Origin of the sequence: Ruminococcus bicirculans (ex Wegman et al. 2014) (assembly GCF_000723465.1) — a bacterium.
Taxonomy (GTDB): Bacteria; Bacillota; Clostridia; order Oscillospirales; family Ruminococcaceae; genus Hominimerdicola; species Hominimerdicola aceti.
In genome coordinates this window covers 76,370-96,481 of record NZ_HF545616.1, presented here as the reverse complement: position 1 = coordinate 96,481, position 20,112 = coordinate 76,370, and the positions used below count along the sequence as shown (strand labels likewise).

Below are 20,112 nucleotides of genomic sequence, written 5' to 3'. Positions count from 1 at the left end.
GGTTTTATCCGTTGGTGCTTGCCACAAAGAAGTATGTTATGTAGGACAGGACGATAAACGCAGAAGAAAGATAGCTCAGGGTGCTGACTATGGCTTTGCAGGGGGCTTTTTCAGAGCGGTTGCAAAGGTCTGTGAAAAGTCCGATATTTATAAGTCCTATGAGCATACAAGGGATTATGTATCTGAAATTCATTGTGCAGATAAAAGGATATCTGATACAGAAGTTATAATAGTTGCCTAAGATAGTGGCATAGACCACTGTGAGCATGAGTTTTTCGGTAAATCTTGCGTTATCGGTCTTTACAAAAAGCACTATGAGCATTGCGATGAACGCTATGACCGCAAGAACCAAGGCTATCCAGAAAAGTGCATATGGCACGAGCATTGCGTTTTCGGGGAAGAACGTTTCGTTTATGCCCTCGCCAAAAATGGAGTTTTTAAGCATTGCTATGGTAGGGTTATACTCTTTATAGCTTTCTCCGCCCCACTGCTCAAAGACTATTTTAATCTGTGAGAAGCTGAAGTCTGTAAGGCGGTGTTTGGCTGTAAGGTCGCCTATATACTGGACGTCGGCATTTGAAAGGCTTGGGACATAGTTTGGTTTTATGCCGAAGCACAGGTAGTTTCTCACGCTCCACCAAAGACCAAGAGGACAGCATACTACACCGAAAAGGCACATTTGACCCAGGCGGTTTGCCATATGCTTACGATTTTGCACAAGCGCCACAAAGAAAAGTATGGCTACGGCAGGGGCGATAAGCCCTACGGATATTTTTGTCATCATGCCAAGACCGATACAGAGGGCGGCTTTGACGATATTCTTCGCGGTCTGCTCTCTATACCATTTCAGCACGCAATATATTGCTCCCACTGTAAAGCACAGCATGAGAGGGTCGTTATTTATTCCCCCTGACATCAGCACGAGATATGGGTACATACAGCACATACCGAACGGGATAGTCAGGGCTTTGCCTTTAAGATCAAAGAGCCTCAATATCTTATAGACTGTTATCGTTACGGCACAGACATAGAAGAGGGTCAAGGCTTGTATAGCCTCGCACGCCATGTAATACTCTATGCCTACAGAGGCGCAGAATTTCAGCCACACCGCACAGATGATATGATGCAGAGGTGGGTGATAATACTGCCAAAGGGTGGTAGGGTCGAAATTCGGCAGGGCGTTGTTATTATAGATATACTCTATATAGCCTGCGTGACCGCCCTCGCCGCCGAAATACCACACGTCATTCTGTCTTGTATAGATGTCGGACATAAAGACATAGGAATAGCGCAGAACAAAGCCTGCTCCTGCCAAGGCAAGGCAGGTGACACGGTCGTGGAACTTTTTATCGTTATTGAGCAACGCGACATACATAACAAGCACGACGCAAAGTCCTGCAAAGCAGATAAAAGCCGCTTTATACTGGGTATGTACGAAATAATTCACTGCCGCAAGGGTCAAAAGGGTCTTGCCTGCAAAGGTCAAAACTGAGCCTGCGGTATGCTTTCCGCTGTCATCGAGCTGTTTCAAAAACCGTCTGAGGTAGAAAAACTCTATTATCATGAAAACGCCACACACAATGACGCCGTTTAAAAACTTATAGCTATAGCTACCAAAGCCTGTGAGTGCAAGGCATATGAACGCTGCAACTATATAAGGGTGACGGCTGAGGGTGCGGAAGATCGCCTCAAGCCGTCTGTCGCTTATGGCTCTTCTGTTCATGTCTTTCCGCAGGGACAGAAGAAGTCCACCTTTCTTTTTATTCATATTAGTTTCCAGATTTTTCTTCGTGATATTCTTTTTCTGTGTTCACGTTCCAAATATCTTTTCTGCTCTTTTTGCCGGTCTTTATAGCATCGGCTGTTTCCATGGCGGTGAGCATTGAATGGTCCATATTATTATATCTATGCTGACCGTTTCTGCCAACGCAATAGAGGTTAGGGAAAGTATCGAGGAACTTTATCATGGTATCGAAATGCTTATATGTATCAAAATAAGCAGGATATGCTTTCTTGACCTTTTCTCTATGGGAATCGAGGACTTCGTTTTCGGAGATAACTCCCATTTTAACAAGCTCAGCGGTGGCGAACTTCACGCAGTCCTCATCGGACATATTCCAGAAGTCGTCCCCCTCGGCACAGAAATACTCAAGGCCTATCCAAACTGTATCCTCAGGCTTTTCCACCATATAAGGCGACCAGTTGTTGAATATCTGTATTCTGCCAAGCTTTACGCCCTTATCCTGAACGTATATCCAGCAGTCAGGGACGATATTGCCGAGAGTTGTTTTATTTGTTTCATTTTTAAGGTTGAGCTTATTGACCAGCAGACCAACGGTAACAAAGTCACGGTATGGCAGACCCTTGGCTATCTTTATGACGGTATCGCAAGGCTTTGTGCCGTCCATGCCGAGGATAAGGTCTTTGACAGGCATTGAGGAGATAAAGATATCACCAGTGAAGGTCTTTTCGCCCTCAGCGGTATCGCAGACAACGGAGGTGACTTTTCTGCCCTCGCACATTATTTTCTTTACCTGACAGCCTGTGAGTATTTTTCCCCCAAGCTCTTTTACTTTCTCAGCGGCGGTTTCCCAAAGCTGACCTGGGCCGTATTTTGGATACCAGAACTGTTCGATAAGGGAAGTTTCCACCTCGCCCTTATTCTTTGTGCCGAACACCTTTTTGAACATATCTTTCAAAAGAGCTGTGATAGAAAGACCTTTTACTCTCTGTGAGCCCCAATCTGCGGATATCTCGCTTGGGTGTCTGCCCCAGAGCTTTTCGGTATATCCCTCAAAGAACATGGAATAGAGGACTTTTCCGAAACGGTTTATATAGAAATTCTCAAGGTTTGTTTCAGGCTTTTTGAACACGCACGCCCAAAGGTAGCTAAAGCCTGCTTTCATGGTGGTGACAAAGCCCATGTTCTTTATGGTTTCGGGCTTCATTGAGATAGGGTAGTCGAAGAAGTGCTTATTGTAATAAATTCTCGACACTCTGTCACGGACGAGCATTACATTATCCTCAGTTTCAGGGTCGGGGCCGTTTTCGGCAAGTGGCTTTTCGTGGCCTAGCTTTTTATCGTCATAGGCAGGCTTGCCCTGCAAAGGCATAAGGTCTGCCCACCAATCCATGACCTGCTGATTTTTGGAGAAAAATCTGTGTCCGCCTATATCCATGCGGTTGCCGTTATATCTCACTGTCTGTGATATTCCGCCCATCGCCTGCGAGCCTTCAAGTATGGTCACGTCATAGTCACCGCCGTTTTTAAGAAGCTCTATTGCCGCAGTCAGACCGGCTGGGCCTGCGCCTATAATAATTACCTTTTCCATGTGTTATCCTCTCCTGTTTAGTCTTTATTTTTATCAAATATAATAAATTTCCTACCTGCAAAGTTCCATATGAAAACTATCACTGTGGAAACGAGTTTGCCCACAAGATAATATTTATCCTGCGGGAGAAGCGTGCCGAATAAGAGCTTTGAAGCAAGGATATCCTTGAAAAACCATATTATTGCGGCGTTTATGCCAAGTCCCACAACGCCCACGGCGGCAAATGCCGCAAACTCTGCAAGGCGGTTTTTTATCTTTGAATTTTTGAATATCCAAAATGTGCTCAGAACATAATTCACCAAAAGTCCTGCCACGAAAGAAATAGTCGCGGCAATGACGGGGTCGAAGCGGCAAAGCTCCACAAGTGCGGTCATAATGCCGTAATCCACCACAAAGGCAAAGCCACCCACAAAGACGTATCTGAAAAACTGTATGAATGTATTATCGGTATCACCCGAAAAAAGTTGTTTTATCTTCATTTTTTTATGTTCCGTTCTGAAAAGTTTCTTGTGGGCAACACTGAAAAAGGTGAGCCTACTATATATAAGTACGTTTTAAAAAGGCAAAATGTCGCTATTTTTTACAAAATTCTATCTTTCGCACAAATATATGACACTGTTTTTGTACATGGTGCTTAAACACAAAGTTCATAAAGCATTAATTAATATTATACAACTTTTTCTTCATTTCGTCAAGTAAACTTGTGCAAAAACAAAAAAAGGACGCTTTTATCCGTCCTCTAAGCCTGTCGAAAAACACTCAAATAACGGGCGAACGCTGTTCGCCCCTACATACAAACAGCGTATTTTCGCCATTTGTAGGGGACGGCGCCCTCGACGTCCCACTTGTTTCAGACTTTTTCAACAAGCTAAAAGGACGGTTTTATCCGTCCTCTAAGTTTTTTCAGACCCATTACAGATCATATTCTGTTATGAGGTTTAAGTCTTTTATCCTCATACATATATTTATCGGCGATGTGCATAACATCGTCAAACCAGAAGTTTTCCACCGGAGCAACGGCTGCGCCCACGCTTACTGAGAGGACATAGGATTTCCCGCTTCGCCTGTTCAGCTCTGCCATTTTATCCTTTATCTCCTCCTTGACCTGCTCGGCAAGGTCTGTATCAACTATAGCAAAAAGAGCAAGCTCATCTCCGCCAAATCTTCCGCAGACCTTATTCTCTATGCTCACGCTGTCGATAGCGTTTGCGGCGGCTCTTATTGCATAGTCGCCTGCCTCGTGGCCGAAATTATCGTTTATGTATTTAAGTCCGTCAACGTCCACTGAGACTACAAGTGCAAGCTGGTCGTTTCTTCGTGGGAGAGTTTCAAGGGCGTTATAAAAGCCAGTACGGTTATAAAGCCCTGTGAGCATATCGTGACGGTACATTTCTTCGATATGCTTTGTCATATACTTCTGATAGGTGACGCTTCGGAAGCTGCCCAAGGCGGTATTCAGGGAATTTACATAGAGTGGTATTTTAAAATACTCGCTGAGCTGCACAGGAAAATAGAAGCAGGCATAGCCAAGTGGTACGCCGATATGGGCAAGTGCTGAAAATATGAGGGGGACTTTATAGTCCATTATATTCTCTATATCGGGAATGATGTTGGTGCGGTCAAAAGGCTGTGGGATATCTCTATCTTCCACGGCACGGCTCCGCAAAAGTATCATTTTATCGCTAAAAAGCGGTTCTCTATTGCTTACACGAGGGTCTTTACGTTCGTCAAAGAAATCACCATTCACCACAACAGCCATATCGCCAAAAGCATACTCTTTCAGCAGTGTGGCAAGAGTCTTAGGAGTTTCGCAATTCATGATATTCACTGCAAGCTCATAGAGGACACGCTCCTCGTCCTGATAGCGGTTCATTCTGTCTCGGAGTATTCTGATATACTCCCCTGTATTTATCTGCTCGACTGATGGTTTACATCCGCAGGAATTTTCAACGGACAGATCATAGTCTACTGTATATATCTTTTCGGGCTTTTCACCAGCCAAAGCTTTACTTATAACATCAATGATGGTTTTAGCGGTATCATCATAGCTACAGCCGCTTGTTGTAAGCATAGGAGTGCAAAAATTAGCTTCTTCTGAGCCGTCAAAGCCTGTTACGATAATATCCTCCGGGATCTTATAGCCCCTTCTTTGAAACTCAGCCCCTGCGGCTATAGCCATCATATCGTTTGCACAGATGATTGCTCTTGGGACTTTATTTTTTTCTATCATATCGTCCACTGCTTTCAAAGCAGGAACAGACCAATAGTCACCGTAATAAAAGACATCATTTCTGAATGGGATATCATACTCCTCGAGTAGCTTTCTGAAAACTGCTATACGCTCTTCTGAATTTTCTTCGTCTTTTCTGCCTGCGATAAAGCCTATATCTCTTACACCATGCTGTTCTATCACATGGCGAACCACTTGTTCAAAGCCTTTTGCATAGCCGAATTTGATGCTTATACAATCGTCATGCTCTACGCCAACTGATATGACAGGCTTACCATATTTGGCGGCGTCCATTCTGATTTTTGTCATTACATTCTCAGCATACACACCCTCTTCAAAGGTCACGACGGCATCTGTTATATTATAATCAATAAGATCAAACACAGACTGCTCGCCTTTTTCAGACAGAGTCTTCCAATAAAGGTCTGAGCAGGTGTGATATACAAACAGTCTGTAATCGTTTTCAACAGCAAAATTATTAAGAGCCCGTATGATTCTATAATTACGCTCATCATAGACTTTACACATACAGACAGCAATTATTTTGATGTTACCGATCATACAGCACAGCTCCTTTCCTATAAATTCAAACACAGTGTTATTATAACATGATTTAATGAATAAATCAAGAGAAAATCGGACAATTTTTAAGAAATTAAGACATAGTTTCGCACGCTTGATTAAATAATTAAAGAAAAGGAGCAGGCTGTTAATCCAGTCTGCTCACATCGTTCCATGACCTTACACGCTGATAAGACATTTTATGCTGTTGGAGATACTCGTCGGTATTTTCGGGAGGGCTGGCGATATCCTGTGGTTTATCGCTTGTAAAGATATCCTCATAATCGTTAGTTATGACCTTATCGCCCTTTTGGTTATCAAGCAATTTTTGCAGGTTTTCGGTCATTTTATCACGGGTAAGCCCCTCGAAGTCTATACGCTCTTTTCTGCCGTCGAAGGGAAAGTTGGGGAGTTTACGCATGAAATTAAGGTCAGACACAGTTTTTGCGGTGATGACAGCGGCTACTATAAGGTAGGCGAGCATAACGAAAGTATCGCCTGACACGCTGTCGAAAAGTCCGATTTTCAGACCCATATACAGTATCATAACAGCAGGGGAGGCGGCTATCAATTTAACAGTATCCGCCACAAGCAAAGCTCCGCTTGCGGCAAACGCCACATAGTTAAAAAAGGCATTTGAGCTTACATCAAAAAATGCGAACATCGCACTTTCCGCCGCAAAATAATTCGCCCATCCCATCATTCCGTATATTATAGCCGCAGGAATAAGCAACGCAAAGGTAAAAGCTGCAAATCGCCGCTGCCTTTTTATAAGCCTGCGGAAATGCCTGCGAAGAGTTTCGTCAGGCAGTGTTTTATAGTCGGCTCTCAGATCAAACATTTCCATGTTATGTCACCTCCTGAATTTATTATAGCATGGGGGGAGGGGATTGTCAAATGGTTTCTGGGGGTGTTAGCACAAACCATGTAGGGGAGCGGCGCCCTCGACGTCCCGACCCCTCGACAGCCTTTGTCCCCCTGCATGGCTTGTGAAAAAAATACAAACCTCACTCCTTCGAGCGGGCTGTCGAGGGCGCCAGCCCCTACAATGCTGAAATTGCATAATTTCAGAACACAGGCGAACACTGTTCACCCCTACAGATATTCGGGATAATTTATTTCTCCGCAAAATCGCTCCGCTCTTTGCGTATCTACATTGCGCTTAGGGCTAGAAAGGCGGTGCAGATTTAATTCTCCGATATCACTTTCATCTGATATCATATTTCTATCTGCTTTTGATACTACAATCTGCACCTTGTCGGCTTGCGCCGAATGAGGCTCTGCCTCAAACTCCGACAGGGCTTTGCCCTGTACCCACAATGGGTTTCACCCCTTGACCCTGACCAGGGACGTGTCCCTGGACCTTTTGCTCGCTTCGCTCGGTGCTTTATTTTACTTTATGCTTGCAATTTACTTTGGTCTGCTATGCTCATTCCTCATTCCTCATTTCTCATTTCTCATTCCTCACTCCTCACTTAACTTCGCTCCTCATTTAGCCTCGCCCATGATTTATTCAAATGTAATCGTTTTATGCCTATTGCATTAATTTGCTTTTTGTTGTATAATATATTTGTTAATATATACAGCCATTTGGCAAAATCAAGATATGAAAGGACCTTATTACTATGAAGAAATTCCTTGCGGCGGCTCTTGCTCTTTGCATGACAAGTGCTGCTCTCACAAGCTGCGGTGATTCAAACAGCTCTTCTGCTGCTGACTCAAACTCCGCTGCGGCAAACTCTCAGGCTTCCGATTCAAGTGCGGCTGATACCGAAAGTGTTTCAGACAAGCTTCTTGCTGAATACCCTGCATCTACGGAAAAGATAGATGTTAAAAATGGTGCTACTGAGAACATGATCGCCAGAAGCGTTATCAACGAGGGCGACACTTCCCGTCTTGCGGCTAAGCTCGACTACGCTCTGCAAAATCCTAAGGAGACAACAAAGATCTGTTTCATCGGCGACTCTATCACGGCAGGTTCGGGTGCTAACTCCTCAACTAATCAGTATGTAAACCAGTTCAAGAGCTGGTGGGAGGAAAACATAAGCTTCTACGTTGATGTTACTAATGCCGGTATCGGTGCAACTGACTCATACATAGGTGTTCACAGGGCACAGCGTGACGCTTTGGAGGCTAAGCCTGACATTATCGTTATTGAGTTTATCAATGACGCTGATGATGAATTTTATGAGTCCTGCATGGACAGCCTTGTAAGAATGTGTCTTGAGCAGGACAACAATCCTGCAGTTATGATACTTGAGCCTTCAACTGAGGGGGGTACATCTCCACAGGCTGCACATCTCAAGGTAGCACAGGCTTACAACATTCCTATGATATCTTATCATGACGCTGTTATGCCTGAGATAGAGGCTGGCAACTTCACATGGGCTGACATTTCACCTGACAACGTTCACCCTAATGATGACGGACACATTATAATGGCTTCACTGCTCACAAAATTCGTTGGCAACATAAAGGACAATATTGACAGCGTTGACAAGGAAGCGAAGGCATTTGACACAAGCACTGTTGCACCGACGGGCGATGTATTCGCTGACGCTACTATCGGAAGCCGTCAGACAGAGGACATTGTAAAGACAACTGACGAGGGAACATTCACAGATGTTACAACGTTCCAGAAGTTCACAGATGGTTGGGGAACAACAACAGGCGGCACTATCAAGTTTGAGATAACTGCAAAGAACATTGGTATGATATACTACATGACAGTTGACGGCAAGTCCGGCGTGGCTGCTGTAAAGGTCGATGGCGAGGACGTTGCGACTATCAACGCTGACTTCACAAGCGGCTGGGGCAACTATGCTAAGGCACAGCAGATATACTCATCTGACGAGGTGGCTACTCACACTGTTGAGGTAACTGTCGTTGATGACGCAAAGCCTAACTTCCAGATACTTAACTGGCTTATTTCATAAGGATCTATAATAATATTTTGGCGGATACGAGAGTTCGTATCCGCCAAAGTTTTGTTTTCATTTATGTTATATGAATTAAATAGGACACAAAATATTTAGTGAAAACTAAGCAGCCAGCTTAACAAAAACGAAAATAGATATGATATAATAAATATGCTGAAAGAAACAAACACAGCGATAACTTATTGATCCCCTTAATAAGACTTCTCCCGACAGGTTTTCCGACTGTCGGGAGTTTTTTTGCATATTAGTTTTCTTTTTGTTCTGTGATAATATCCGAAAGCTTATTTATCAGATCTTCAGGCACGTTGTAATAACACTTATTTATCTTTACGTTATACGCATCTGCCGTTGTTTGTCTGACAATTATGCTATATTCTTTACCGTCTGATACTTTCCACTGAGCAGTACCCTTTGAAAGCATTCCATTTTTTGCTGTATTTTCATCGACCGCATAGCTTAAACTTTCGTTGAGGAGCTGGCGAAATTCTGTTATAGCCGTTTCATCTGTTATATCCCAGTTTTTCCCCTTTGCATATGGATCGCCATACTCGGCGGACACACCAAAGCCATTTATATTGCTGAAATCAAGTTCTGTGATACTATCATTGTCCACCGAAGCTTCACTTTGTTCAGTGCTTTCACCGAGCACAACAGAGCTGTTTGCAGGCGTTGGGGCGGCACTGCTTTCTGTGGTATTTCCGCAGGCTGTCATTACAGCTATTCCTGACAAGGTGAAAATAAATAATATTTTATATTTCGTTTTGTTCATAATATCGCCTCCTGTAATAATTATACTCGAATTGGATAATTACCACAATTGACAATTTTAACATATTACTTGTTTATGTTTTGTACAATTTACTAAATAAATCTAAATATTATTAAAAATCGTCAAAAAAATCGGCAGCAGGCACATGATAGCGTCTGCTGCCGATAGTTTTATATTGTTTTAAGCATTAAAGCAATTATCCAAGAACAACAACGATGTTTGTCTGCTCTGTCATCTTGCACTCGCATACGAAGTTGCCTTCAACTGCTTCGCCGTTGACTGTCATAGACTTTACGCCGCTCTGAACGTGGTCTGGGTTCTGAATGTCGATAGAAAGGTGCTTGCCACGGAAGTTCTTTTCGATCTTGAAGCCGTCCCATGTGTGTGGGATAGATGGGCTTATTACAAGTCCCTCTGCGTTTGGTCTCATACCGCAGATACCCTCTACGCAGCCTACCATTACTGTTGAGCCTGTACCTGTCAGCCAATGAACGTGTGAACGTCCTGCATATGGTGAACGTGTTGACTCTGTAAACTGACCGTGAACGTATGGCTCAAGTATTCTTACTTCTGCCTTATCGTTCATGTTAGCAGGTGAAGACTCGAGGAAATACTCGAATGCTCTGTCGCCGTGACCGAGAAGTGACTCTGCAAGGATAGCCCAGCCCTGTGTCTGTGAGAAGATACCACCGTTCTCCTTTGTATCAGGGTTAAAGATGTGCATGAGAGCACCGTCAAAGTAATGATCTACATAAGGTGGCTCCATGATCTTTACGCCAAATGGAGTATTGAGTATCTCGTGTACCTTTTCCATAGCAGTTTCAGCCTGCTTATCAGATGCGAAGCCTGAGATAACTGACCAAGACTGTGGGTTGAGCCACATTGAAGCCTCTGGATCCTTCTTAGCGCCAACGATCTCGCCGTTCTCTCTGTAGCCTCTGATGAATCTATCCTCGTCCCAGCAAGCTTCAAGGCTCTTGCCGAGTTCAGGCTGTACCTTATCGATATAAGCAGCGTACTCATTATCGCCTCTGTCAAGAGCATAGCCCTTGATGATGCTCATTGCATAGTAGAGCTGGAATGCAACGAATGTTGACTCGCCCTTCTTACCAAGTCTCAGGCAGTCGTTCCAGTCAGCATAAAGACCTGCTGGCATTGTATGAGCGCCAAGTCTTTCCATTGAGAAGTTGATAGCTCTCTTAAGATGCTCGTAAACTGTATCTTCGCCGCCGTTTGCGTATACGATAACTTCATCGAGGAACGCCTTGTTTCCGCTCTCGCCGATATACTTATTAACTGTTGGGAAGAGCCAGAGAGCGTCGTCTGCTCTATAGCATGGGTGGCCTGTTTCCTTAGCGTAGATAGAGTTCTCATCGTTCTCGTCCGGGCAAGTTTCATGGCCTGCCTTGTGGTCGAACTTAACAAGTGGAAGTCCGCCGCCGTTATCTACCTGTGCAGAGATCATAAATCTGATCTTTTCAGCAGCAAGCTCAGGATTGATATGGATAATACCCTGGATATCCTGAACTGTATCTCTATAGCCATAGCCGTTTCTCAGACCGCAATAGATGAATGACGCAGCTCTTGACCAGATAAATGTGATGAAGCACTGATAAGCGTTCCATACGTTTACCATGTTATTGAACTCGTCAGAAGGAGTTTCGATCTGGAAGTTATTGAGCTGACCATGCCAATAAGCGATAAGCTCCTTTACCTCAGCGTCTACCTTGCCAGGCTCGTTATATGCAGCGAGTATCTCGTCTGCTACCTTTGGATTCTTCTGACCAACGACATAGATTATCTCCTTTGTCTCGCCAGGAGCAAGGATAATGTCAGACTGAAGAGCGCCGCAAGCGTTGGAGTTATAGTTGAGCTTGTTATCGCAGAAGCCTCTTTCAACTGCAACAGGGTTGCCGTATGTTCTGTAAGAGCCGATAAAGCTGTCCAGATTACCGTTATAAGCGGAAACAGGAGCGCCAACTACGCCGAAAAATCTTTCTCTCCAGTTAGAGCCGTTCTCGTCCTTACCGCTGTTCTCATTGATGTGCTGAACGATCTTGTTGCCCTCAAAGCTTGTTCTTGTGATGAACAGTGTATACTGGAGGTTTACCTGATCCTGCTCGTAGTTGTTCTCATTTGTGAACTCTACAAAGCCGAATGTTGAAAGGTTTCTGTATCTGTCAGAGTTATTTGTGATCTTAGTTCTCCATACCTCATATGTTTTGTTCAGAGGAACATAATATGTAAGCTCGGAGTGGATATCTGCATAGTCAGACTTGATAGTTGTATAAGCTGTACCGTGGTGGCACTCTGTCTTATACTGATCGAGAGGCTTGCCTACAGGCTGCCATGTGCATGACCAATAATCCTTGGCGTCGTTATCTCTGATGTAGATATATCTGCCAGGAAGACCGATATTTGAGTTGAAACGGTAACGGATTATTCTTCCGTTAGCACCGCTCTTTACAAAGCTGTATCCGCCGCCGTTGTTGGATACGATAGCACCGTACTCTGGTGAGCCGAGATAGTTAGCCCAAGGTGCAGGTGTGTCAGGTCTTGTGATGACGTATTCCTTGTGTTCAAGGTCAAAATAACCATACTGCATATTTTTTATACGCTCCTTTTCAATATTTTAAAGTTGTAAACGTTTCACCAAAATGGCGTAAACGTTTCCCTCATAGATCCCGTCATTATTCATAACGCTTATATTATTTTAGCATACTTCTAATACGTTTACAAGGGGGTAAAGACAAAAAAATGGGCGTATTTTCAAAAAACTTTTTCGGGATTGTTGACTTTTGAAACTTAAACGATTGAAAATCGTCATGCTTTTTGTCATTGTCCAAAACGCACTAATAACTGATAATTATTTATATATATTGGATATTGACAGCAGTGCCGAAAATATGGTATATTGTGTATATAATAAATTATAGGAGGTTTACCATTATGAACATTAAAGGAAGAGTTTTAGCTATGGTTTCTGCTTGTGTTGTGATTTTCTCACAAAGTTCAATCGCAACGTTTGCTCTTGATAACCAGGAGGTTCTTACATTACCAACTTCTGTTTCAGATTTAACCAGCGCTGAAAACATGGGACAAGTGGTTAAAATTCACAACTTACATGGAGCAGATGAAGGAACCATTGCTTTCTGCGCTGAAATGGAGTCGGGATATGTGATATATGATTTGTCAGGAAATACAATAGAGTATAGTCCTACATCATCATCTCCATATAGCGACTTACAAGGCGATTTATATTATGCTGGTCCACTTGAATACTTGACTAAAACAAGCACTGATTACAAAAATTTGCGAACAGGTGAGATTTTAACAGACGAGCAATTCAACGAAGTTACCGAGAGTTTTACTAATGAGAGCATAAAACTTTCATCAACTAATTTTATGAGTTCAAGTGCTTCCAGGGCTAATTCAGGATTTCGCACAGCAGTTTCAAAAGTATCTGGAACACCTAGAAAACTAAACTACAACACATCTAATCAATGTGGGGCGTTAGCAGCTGTTATCAACTTATGCTATATTGATGACTACAAAGACAACAATTGTTTGAGCGATTCTTATTCTAATAATCCCAGAAGTCTTTTCAACACCCTTAACAATTATATTCCGAGAGAAACAAGCCGAAATGGAATAATAAATGGACTTAGTAACGCAAAAAAGGATAAAATATGTAGTTTTACTTCATCGCCTGATGCTTACTATGGCGGTGATTCATGGGGATTTTGTTTTTACAGGATACTCACGTCAAATTCTCCAACCATATTACTTATTATAAAGCATCCGAATTATGGCGGAAAAAATGATAAAAATCATTGGGTACTAACATATGGCATTGTTCAATGCTTCGATAATAATAATAAATTAGTTGATAAATATTTTATTGTTAACGATGGGTATGGAAAAAATGATATACGGATTCATTACACATATCAGGACGACTGTGTTTACATTTAAGGGTAGGTGACAAAACATGAAAAAGACAGTTTATTTGGTTTTAGCGCTCTCACTGCTTCTTTGCTCATGCTCACAGACAACAGACAATGATAACAAAAGCAAGGTCAATGACAGCAGTACAGTTGTGACAACAGCTTCTACAACAATGACAACTACCACAACTTCATCATCAAAGGTTGATGAAAATGCTGAAATTTCGGCATATTATATTCATCACTGGTATGGAGAAGAGCCATATGAGATAACAGACAAGGACACTATCCACAAGATAACTGCATGGATAGAGAATGCTAAATCGGTATGCAAGGATTATCCTTACATTGACGGCTTAGAATACGGTGGCGCAGACTCTTATGGAATCTCTCTCGAAAAGGATGAATCAAGTGATGCGTATGAGAGCATTTGTGTTATCGATGTTTCACAGTATTCGTGGGACACCTCAGACGGTATGCACTCTGAAAATAAAATATGCAATTTTAGCATAAAAGATGATACAGGCGAATTTCAGGATTACAATTTGCCAAAGGAAATGATAGATGAAATAATGCCCCTTATAACAAGACCTAATGTTGAATAGCATACAACACATACAAAACCGGCGTGTATCTTCGTGATACACGCCGGTCGTTTCTATTATGTTTTTATGATACCTTGAGCCATGCGCAGGCAAAATCAAGTGCTTCATAGAGGCTTGATTTTTCTGCTACCTTAACTATCTGCTTATTCGGAGGCAGTGTGCTGTCTGTTGCAACTTTTCTTATTCTTACCTTATTTGCAACGTCGATACCGCCGACCTTTTCTGTAGAAAGTATTTCTATCATGACTACGAACTCGTCATACATATTTCCAAAATAGATATTATTCCCTTTTCTCACCAGTGGAACGCCCTTATAGGTGAAAAAAGCTTTCTTTTCTTCTGCCATTTATCTCTCCGCCTTTCTCATAATATATTTCTCTTTTTGTTTACTATTTTATTATACCATACTTTTCTCATAATTAAAAGAGCTTTTGACAACTTTTTTGCGCAGGTTTTCAGCCTTGCTTTATGTGGGATACATATTGTATCACATATTCTTTGTGAAAGCTGTCGAAACATATCCGTAGGGGCGAACTACGTTTGCCCGTCAGATCATATGCTTAGCATGGGATATGCGTTTTAATAGTTATCGTCCACAGCCTCGCCTTTAAGAAGTCTGTCCATATTTGCAACGAACGTATCTACCCAAGTTGACTGTATTCTGAATGAGGTTTCACCATTTAGCTTGACTACAGAACGTCTTGAAGAATCCTTATAAATCTCCATAACGTCCTTTTTGCCGTCCTTGCGGTCGAATGTTATAGTCAGATAGCTTTCGCCCTCAGGGTCTGTGAAGTAAATCTCATTTGTCGGACAACCCATAAGATACTGATAGAAGGTCTTAAAGTTGTCAACGTCAAGCTCCTTGCCGTCTGTTGTGACCTTTGTTACCTGTGCGGTAGTTTTGCCGTCAGAATCTGTATCCGTGCTTGCGCCTGAGCTTTCCACCTCATAAACGGTCTTTTTACCATTATAGACTACCTCAACGTTCTTAAGGTCAACAAGGTAGTTTGAAGTCATAAGGCTTGTGATAACGTCCTCTGCTTTGATCGTTGCCCATGGGAGGTTATCAGCTGAAACGAGGTATATAGCGTCAACGCCCTTTACGCCCTCAAAGTAGCAATAATATGCAGACACTGTATCTGTTGTTTCACTGCTGTCGCCTGCGGTAGCATAGACAGGGTCGCCTATTTTAAGAGTATAGTCATAGCCGTCTCCCGAGAGTCTTACTGTTGCGAACGGGTCGGAAAGTCCATGCTCCTTCATTGCAGTTTCATCAGGTGCGATGACCTCACAGCTCTGTGCTGTAAGTCCCCACATACCATGGGTAGTTGCTGAAGAATTTGTGATGTTCAGGTATGAGAAGATAGGCTCTGTCATTACCTGACCTGAAAGTCCCTCTATCTCGTTCGGGTTATTTTCAAACGCCATTTCATAGTCCAGATCTTTTCTTGTAACTGTTTCCTTGCCATAGTCAGGCCAATCGTCGTCAGACGGCTTTGTGAGCAAAGTGAGGTTCGCATATGCGGTCACTGGATCTGTATAGTATGAAAGCTTTGTTCCCATTACCATATAGACGGTCTTTTCATCGTCAAGGCTCACATAGCTGTATCTTTCGTTGCTTGGTGAAACAGAGCCTACATGAAGGGTAGTGGCAGTGCCGTCGCTGTATTCAACTGTGAGATCTGCTGTGGGCTTATCAAGACCGTATTTTGACATATCCTCAACGTTTTCTTCAACGAGCTTTTTCGCCTTGAAGCCGTCAAGATTCGATATCATGGAAGCTTCTGCGGTGGCATTTGCATTGAGAGTGCCAAGCTCAGGTATGCTCCATGTGGATTTACCTGACTCGGACTTATTAACGGAATACTCGCCATGTTCGTTTGAAACCTTTACGCTTGTTATATCGTCGCTTGACTTTGTAAGGATAACAACGCTCTCGTCCTGACTTGAAACTGCCGCTGTTGACGATGAGCTGGAGTCTGCGTCTGATTTGCCTGAGGTGGAGTTGAGAAACGCCATTACTCCCACCAGACAAGCGGCTGTGACTCCGCAGATAATGATACCCTGCAATTTACCATTCATTTGTGATTACCTCTGTGTTTTACTTATTCTTTCTTCTTGCCCAGATAACGATACCCACTATAAGAACTACAACAGGTACGCCAAGGCAGAATGTCCATTTAAGAACTGTTTTCTGCTGCTGAGTGATGTCGAAAACATTGCCTGTGATAGTTTTTGGTGTGATAGTGATACCTGCGGTCTTTCCGGTAAGGCCGTTTATAACGCTTATGAAATACTCGCTGTTCTGATACTGTGAATACTGCAAGTAGGTATCAGACAGCATACCCTCTGAACCTACTGCGATAACATTGCTATAGAGAGTTTTGTTATCGTCTGTAAATTTTGCCTTTGAGCCGACAGCCATATAATTCTGCTGACCCTTTACCAGAGCATCGCCTATATTCACCTGACCTGTGGTCTGTGATATATCAACATTTGCGGTATAGGCAGAATCTGAGGACTTGAGGTAGGCGTCTGTAGACACCATATCCTGCTCGTCAAAGAGTGTGTTTACAGGACGGCAGAGTGCTGAAAGGATAGCCGGTTTATCTGTAGAAACGTCCTGAGTGAAGTTATCGGACACATCTGACGCAACTGTTACGCAAGGTGAGTTATAATACTTGCCTGAATCGCTTTCGCAGATAACGCCCTTGCCGACAGAAAGTCCATACTCTGACAGGAACTCATCAAGATTTGGGGTGTCCTCCTGACCATAAGAAGCGATATAGAGGAGCTGTTTGCCAAGATTTCCGTCATTATTGAGGAAGTCGCTGACCTTTTTGATATCCTCCTCCAGATAGTCAGTCTTAGGAGCAGGGATAACCACAACGTCTGTATCGGCAGGGATATCCTCGGAGGTTATATCCACTGTGTTCACGTTATAGCCGTTAGCTGTAAGAAGCGTCTGGAAATATGTGAGCTGTGTAAGCTCGCTTCTGCCTGTGAGGACAGTAACATAGACAGGGTTAGGGTCTGTTACTGTCATAAGTGCAGAAGTGAAAGCCTGCTCTGCGTTTGAGGACTCAACATAGCTGCCGTAATAGGACAGGAAAGAAAGGTCGCCGCCTGCCTGCTGGGCAAGGGTATCTATGCTGTAGCCTGACTGTGACAGCTTCTGCTCAAACTCGTCTGTGAATGTAAGAAGGTCGAGCATACCGAGCTTTCTTGTTCGGCTTATCTCTTTGCCGTCAACCTTTGTTTTTGTTTCAAATATCATATCGAACTGGCTGATAGTATCGGTATACTCCTTAACGATCTCAGGGTGTGAGTCGATATCAACGAAACGATATGTGATATGGTGATTGAGCTTACAATAGTTTTTCAAAAGCTCAACAGCCTGCTTATTATAAGAGCTGTAATTTGTATAAGTATTCTCGTCTGCGAAAATAGTTACCTGAACGTCAACGTTCACTTTCTTTACATAATCCTCTGTATCGTTTGAAACTGAATATATCTTATTGCTTGTCAGGTCGATAGTGATAGGATATCTGTCAAAAAGCATTGTTGTGACAACATTCACTAGGACAAGCAGAGCGACAAAAACGCAGGTGAACACTGTTGCCATTGTTCCATGCTTGAGCTTTTTGGCATTGAACTTTTTGCCGTCCTTTGTCTTTTTCTCTTTTTTATCTTTCTTTTTGTCTTTATCTTTTTTATCCTTTTCTGTATCCTTTGGAGCGGTCTTTGCTGCCTTTTCGTCTGCTACAACGTCTTTAAGCAGGTCTGCTCCTGATACAGAGATCTTTTCGTTATTATTCTCTTCCATTTAAACAGCCCTCCTTTAGCCCCAGCGGCGTTTTTCAAGCACTCTCACCGTGAGGAAAAGAAATGCCACTATTGCACTCAGAAAGAACACAACGTTAGAAAAATCAAAAAGTCCATAGGTGAATGAATAATATCTCTCGCCGAATGACACCTTTTCGCACACTGTTGTGAGCCATTCAAAAGGCAGAAGATTGCCTATAGTTGACAGGAACGACACGAAGATAAGTGCGATAAAGCTTATTACTGCGGCAACTATCTGGTTTTCTGTGAAAGATGAGCAGAAGATACCGATAGCGATATAAGCGCCGCCAACAAGTGCCAGAGCGACGATATTGCCCACAACGACGTTCCAGTCAGGCGTACCGAAAGCGGATACGATAACTGCGAAAACGCCTGTGATAGCGATAGCTATGATATAGATAAGAAAAGCGGCAAGGAATTTACCTACAACTATGCTGCCAAGGCCCACAGGGGCGGTGAGCAGACACTGGTCTGTTTTTGTTCGCTTTTCCTCGGATATGGTCCTCATGGTGAGGACAGGTATAAGCACTATTATGATTATAAGAAGCGCACTGAAAACGGAATCAAGTCTTGTATAGCCGCTTTCAAGGCTGTAGTTTGCAAACATTACGCCTGAATAGGCATAGAATGCTGCAAGGAAAATATAACCGATAGGTGAGGTAAAATAGCTTCTTACCTCTCGTCTGAATATTGCGCCCATTAGTCATTTCCCTCCTTATCGGAAGTATTTTCAAGGGCAGGCAAAGCCTCGCCCATTGTGAGCTTGAGGAATATATCTTCAAGTGAAAGCTCGGAGGTCTTAAGTTCAAGCATATACCAGCCGTTTTTAACAACTGTTTCAAAGACGTCACGTCTGATATCCACGCCCTCTTTTGCCTCTATTCTTATATCGTTCACGCCGTCTTTATGGCTTGCGTCGCAGATAACTTTCTCAACGCCCTTTATGCCCTGCATTGCTCTGACGATCTTATCCTTATCGCCCTGTATCTTTGCAGTGAGCTTATGCTCGCCTGAGAGCTTCTGTGAGAGGTGTTCCTCTGTATCGTTTGCGACGACTTTGCCCTCGTTGATAACTATTATCTTATCGCAGACAGCCTGCACCTCAGAGAGAATATGGGAAGAAAGGATAACGGTATGATTTTTGCCGAGCTTTCTTATAAGAGTTCTTATCTCGATTATCTGCTTAGGGTCAAGACCTACTGTAGGCTCGTCCAAGATAAGAACCTTTGGGTTGCCGATAAGAGCCTGAGCAAGACCTACTCTCTGTCTATAACCTTTTGACAGGTTCTTGATTATTCTGTTATAAACATGGTCTATCTTTACAAGTCCGCATATATCTTTAAGATGTGACACCTTTGGAAGCTTACACTTTTTAAGGTCATAGACAAAATAGAGATATTCTTTTACAATCATATCCATATAAAGAGGCGGAAGCTCAGGGAGATAGCCTATCTGCTTTTTAGCCTTGATAGGGTCTTCAAGGATATCTACGCCGTCTATAAGGGCTTTGCCGTCTGTACAGGATATGTAGCCTGTAAGGATATTCATGGTGGTGGATTTTCCCGCTCCGTTAGGACCGAGGAAGCCGAGAACTTCGCCGTCCTCCGCTTTAAAAGAGATATTATCGACAGCTTTTTTGTCGCCGTATCTCTTGGTAAGGTTTATAACCTCTATCATTTTATTTCCTCCTCTTAGGAAAAGCATTCATAAGTCTTTACAATTTTATAATACTTATGTGACAGGGGAGTGATAGCTGTACGAAATACAGAGCATTTTAAGTAAATTTAAAGTAGCAAATACTCAAAATGCTCCGCTGTTGAATTATTTATCTGTCTAAAAGCGATGTATCTATGTAATTTGTAGGGGAGCGGTGCAATTTC

At 42.9% G+C, this 20,112-nt stretch carries 16 protein-coding genes; 3 read left to right on the top strand and 13 right to left on the bottom strand.

The features are described 5' to 3' along the window. Positions 1-4 precede the first annotated feature (4 nt). The 6 genes from RBI_RS00405 to RBI_RS00380 all read right to left on the bottom strand — a co-directional run bounded on the left by RBI_RS00405 (position 5) and on the right by RBI_RS00380 (position 7,443). Complete coding sequence (locus RBI_RS00405) at positions 5-1,768, bottom strand: ArnT family glycosyltransferase (RefSeq protein ID WP_038670244.1); 1,764 nt, start codon at positions 1,766-1,768, stop codon at positions 5-7. A 1-nt stretch (position 1,769) separates the two neighbouring features. After that, positions 1,770-3,332 carry an NAD(P)/FAD-dependent oxidoreductase gene (locus RBI_RS00400; RefSeq protein ID WP_038670241.1) on the bottom strand — a complete coding sequence of 521 codons (1,563 nt, stop codon included), beginning with the start codon at positions 3,330-3,332 and terminating at the stop codon, positions 1,770-1,772. A gap of 17 nt (positions 3,333-3,349) precedes the next feature. After that, entirely contained in the window at positions 3,350-3,811 is a 462-nt protein-coding gene (locus RBI_RS00395; protein WP_038670239.1) for a GtrA family protein, read from the bottom strand. A gap of 440 nt (positions 3,812-4,251) precedes the next feature. After that, the gene (locus RBI_RS00390) at positions 4,252-6,123 is read right to left on the bottom strand and encodes a diguanylate cyclase domain-containing protein (RefSeq protein ID WP_038670237.1); all 1,872 of its coding nucleotides are present in this window, start codon (positions 6,121-6,123) and stop codon (positions 4,252-4,254) included. A gap of 148 nt (positions 6,124-6,271) precedes the next feature. Then, positions 6,272-6,970 carry a hypothetical protein gene (locus RBI_RS00385; protein ID WP_038670236.1) on the bottom strand — a complete coding sequence of 233 codons (699 nt, stop codon included), beginning with the start codon at positions 6,968-6,970 and terminating at the stop codon, positions 6,272-6,274. A 248-nt stretch (positions 6,971-7,218) separates the two neighbouring features. Then, the gene (locus RBI_RS00380; protein WP_038670234.1) at positions 7,219-7,443 is read right to left on the bottom strand and encodes a hypothetical protein; all 225 of its coding nucleotides are present in this window, start codon (positions 7,441-7,443) and stop codon (positions 7,219-7,221) included. Positions 7,444-7,748: 305 nt separating this feature from the next. Here RBI_RS00380 and RBI_RS00375 point away from each other — a divergent pair, with 305 nt between their 5' ends. After that, positions 7,749-9,059, top strand: coding sequence for an SGNH/GDSL hydrolase family protein (locus RBI_RS00375; protein WP_038670232.1), 1,311 nt, complete (start codon positions 7,749-7,751; stop codon positions 9,057-9,059). 247 nt (positions 9,060-9,306) lie between these two features. On the opposite strand, the gene RBI_RS00370 is transcribed toward RBI_RS00375, so the two are convergent. Together RBI_RS00370 and RBI_RS00365 are read right to left on the bottom strand one after the other, a co-directional pair. Continuing rightward, the gene (locus RBI_RS00370) at positions 9,307-9,831 is read right to left on the bottom strand and encodes a hypothetical protein (RefSeq protein WP_022287202.1); all 525 of its coding nucleotides are present in this window, start codon (positions 9,829-9,831) and stop codon (positions 9,307-9,309) included. Between the two features lie 196 nt (positions 9,832-10,027). After that, positions 10,028-12,436, bottom strand: coding sequence for a GH36-type glycosyl hydrolase domain-containing protein (locus RBI_RS00365; protein ID WP_038670230.1), 2,409 nt, complete (start codon positions 12,434-12,436; stop codon positions 10,028-10,030). Between the two features lie 344 nt (positions 12,437-12,780). Here RBI_RS00365 and RBI_RS00360 point away from each other — a divergent pair, with 344 nt between their 5' ends. Both RBI_RS00360 and RBI_RS00355 read left to right on the top strand, forming a co-directional pair. After that, positions 12,781-13,806, top strand: coding sequence for a hypothetical protein (locus tag RBI_RS00360; RefSeq protein ID WP_038670228.1), 1,026 nt, complete (start codon positions 12,781-12,783; stop codon positions 13,804-13,806). 16 nt (positions 13,807-13,822) lie between these two features. Continuing rightward, positions 13,823-14,383, top strand: coding sequence for a hypothetical protein (locus RBI_RS00355; protein WP_038670226.1), 561 nt, complete (start codon positions 13,823-13,825; stop codon positions 14,381-14,383). A 64-nt stretch (positions 14,384-14,447) separates the two neighbouring features. Here RBI_RS00355 and RBI_RS00350 read toward each other — a convergent pair whose 3' ends face one another. The 5 genes from RBI_RS00350 to RBI_RS00330 all read right to left on the bottom strand — a co-directional run bounded on the left by RBI_RS00350 (position 14,448) and on the right by RBI_RS00330 (position 19,909). Next, on the bottom strand, positions 14,448-14,729 hold the full coding sequence (locus RBI_RS00350) for a hypothetical protein (RefSeq protein ID WP_038670225.1): 282 nt from the start codon (positions 14,727-14,729) through the stop codon (positions 14,448-14,450). A 233-nt stretch (positions 14,730-14,962) separates the two neighbouring features. Further along, positions 14,963-16,468: a DUF4340 domain-containing protein gene (locus RBI_RS00345; RefSeq protein WP_038670223.1), complete on the bottom strand. Its 1,506-nt coding sequence runs from the start codon at positions 16,466-16,468 to the stop codon at positions 14,963-14,965. A gap of 19 nt (positions 16,469-16,487) precedes the next feature. Beyond that, positions 16,488-18,212 (bottom strand): GldG family protein, encoded by a 1,725-nt coding sequence (locus tag RBI_RS00340; protein WP_038670222.1) that lies wholly within the window; start codon positions 18,210-18,212, stop codon positions 16,488-16,490. A gap of 15 nt (positions 18,213-18,227) precedes the next feature. Further along, positions 18,228-18,932 carry an ABC transporter permease subunit gene (locus RBI_RS00335; protein ID WP_038670220.1) on the bottom strand — a complete coding sequence of 235 codons (705 nt, stop codon included), beginning with the start codon at positions 18,930-18,932 and terminating at the stop codon, positions 18,228-18,230. After that, positions 18,932-19,909, bottom strand: a complete 978-nt coding sequence (locus RBI_RS00330; RefSeq protein WP_038670218.1) for an ATP-binding cassette domain-containing protein — start codon at positions 19,907-19,909, stop codon at positions 18,932-18,934. Before RBI_RS00330 ends, RBI_RS00335 begins: the two co-directional genes overlap by 1 nt. Positions 19,910-20,112 lie beyond the last annotated feature (203 nt).

Bases quoted from the DNA above. Each gene is read 5' to 3' on its own strand.
- RBI_RS00405 (WP_038670244.1), bottom strand. From the start codon at position 1,768: ATGAATAAAAAGAAAGGTGGACTTCTTCTGTCCCTGCGGAAAGACATG.
- RBI_RS00400 (WP_038670241.1), bottom strand. From the start codon at position 3,332: ATGGAAAAGGTAATTATTATAGGCGCAGGCCCAGCCGGTCTGACTGCG.
- RBI_RS00395 (WP_038670239.1), bottom strand. From the start codon at position 3,811: ATGAAGATAAAACAACTTTTTTCGGGTGATACCGATAATACATTCATA.
- RBI_RS00390 (WP_038670237.1), bottom strand. From the start codon at position 6,123: ATGATCGGTAACATCAAAATAATTGCTGTCTGTATGTGTAAAGTCTAT.
- RBI_RS00385 (WP_038670236.1), bottom strand. From the start codon at position 6,970: ATGGAAATGTTTGATCTGAGAGCCGACTATAAAACACTGCCTGACGAA.
- RBI_RS00375 (WP_038670232.1), top strand. From the start codon at position 7,749: ATGAAGAAATTCCTTGCGGCGGCTCTTGCTCTTTGCATGACAAGTGCT.
- RBI_RS00370 (WP_022287202.1), bottom strand. From the start codon at position 9,831: ATGAACAAAACGAAATATAAAATATTATTTATTTTCACCTTGTCAGGA.
- RBI_RS00365 (WP_038670230.1), bottom strand. From the start codon at position 12,436: ATGCAGTATGGTTATTTTGACCTTGAACACAAGGAATACGTCATCACA.
- RBI_RS00360 (WP_038670228.1), top strand. From the start codon at position 12,781: ATGAACATTAAAGGAAGAGTTTTAGCTATGGTTTCTGCTTGTGTTGTG.
- RBI_RS00355 (WP_038670226.1), top strand. From the start codon at position 13,823: ATGAAAAAGACAGTTTATTTGGTTTTAGCGCTCTCACTGCTTCTTTGC.
- RBI_RS00350 (WP_038670225.1), bottom strand. From the start codon at position 14,729: ATGGCAGAAGAAAAGAAAGCTTTTTTCACCTATAAGGGCGTTCCACTG.
- RBI_RS00345 (WP_038670223.1), bottom strand. From the start codon at position 16,468: ATGAATGGTAAATTGCAGGGTATCATTATCTGCGGAGTCACAGCCGCT.
- RBI_RS00340 (WP_038670222.1), bottom strand. From the start codon at position 18,212: ATGGAAGAGAATAATAACGAAAAGATCTCTGTATCAGGAGCAGACCTG.
- RBI_RS00335 (WP_038670220.1), bottom strand. From the start codon at position 18,932: ATGGGCGCAATATTCAGACGAGAGGTAAGAAGCTATTTTACCTCACCT.
- RBI_RS00330 (WP_038670218.1), bottom strand. From the start codon at position 19,909: ATGATAGAGGTTATAAACCTTACCAAGAGATACGGCGACAAAAAAGCT.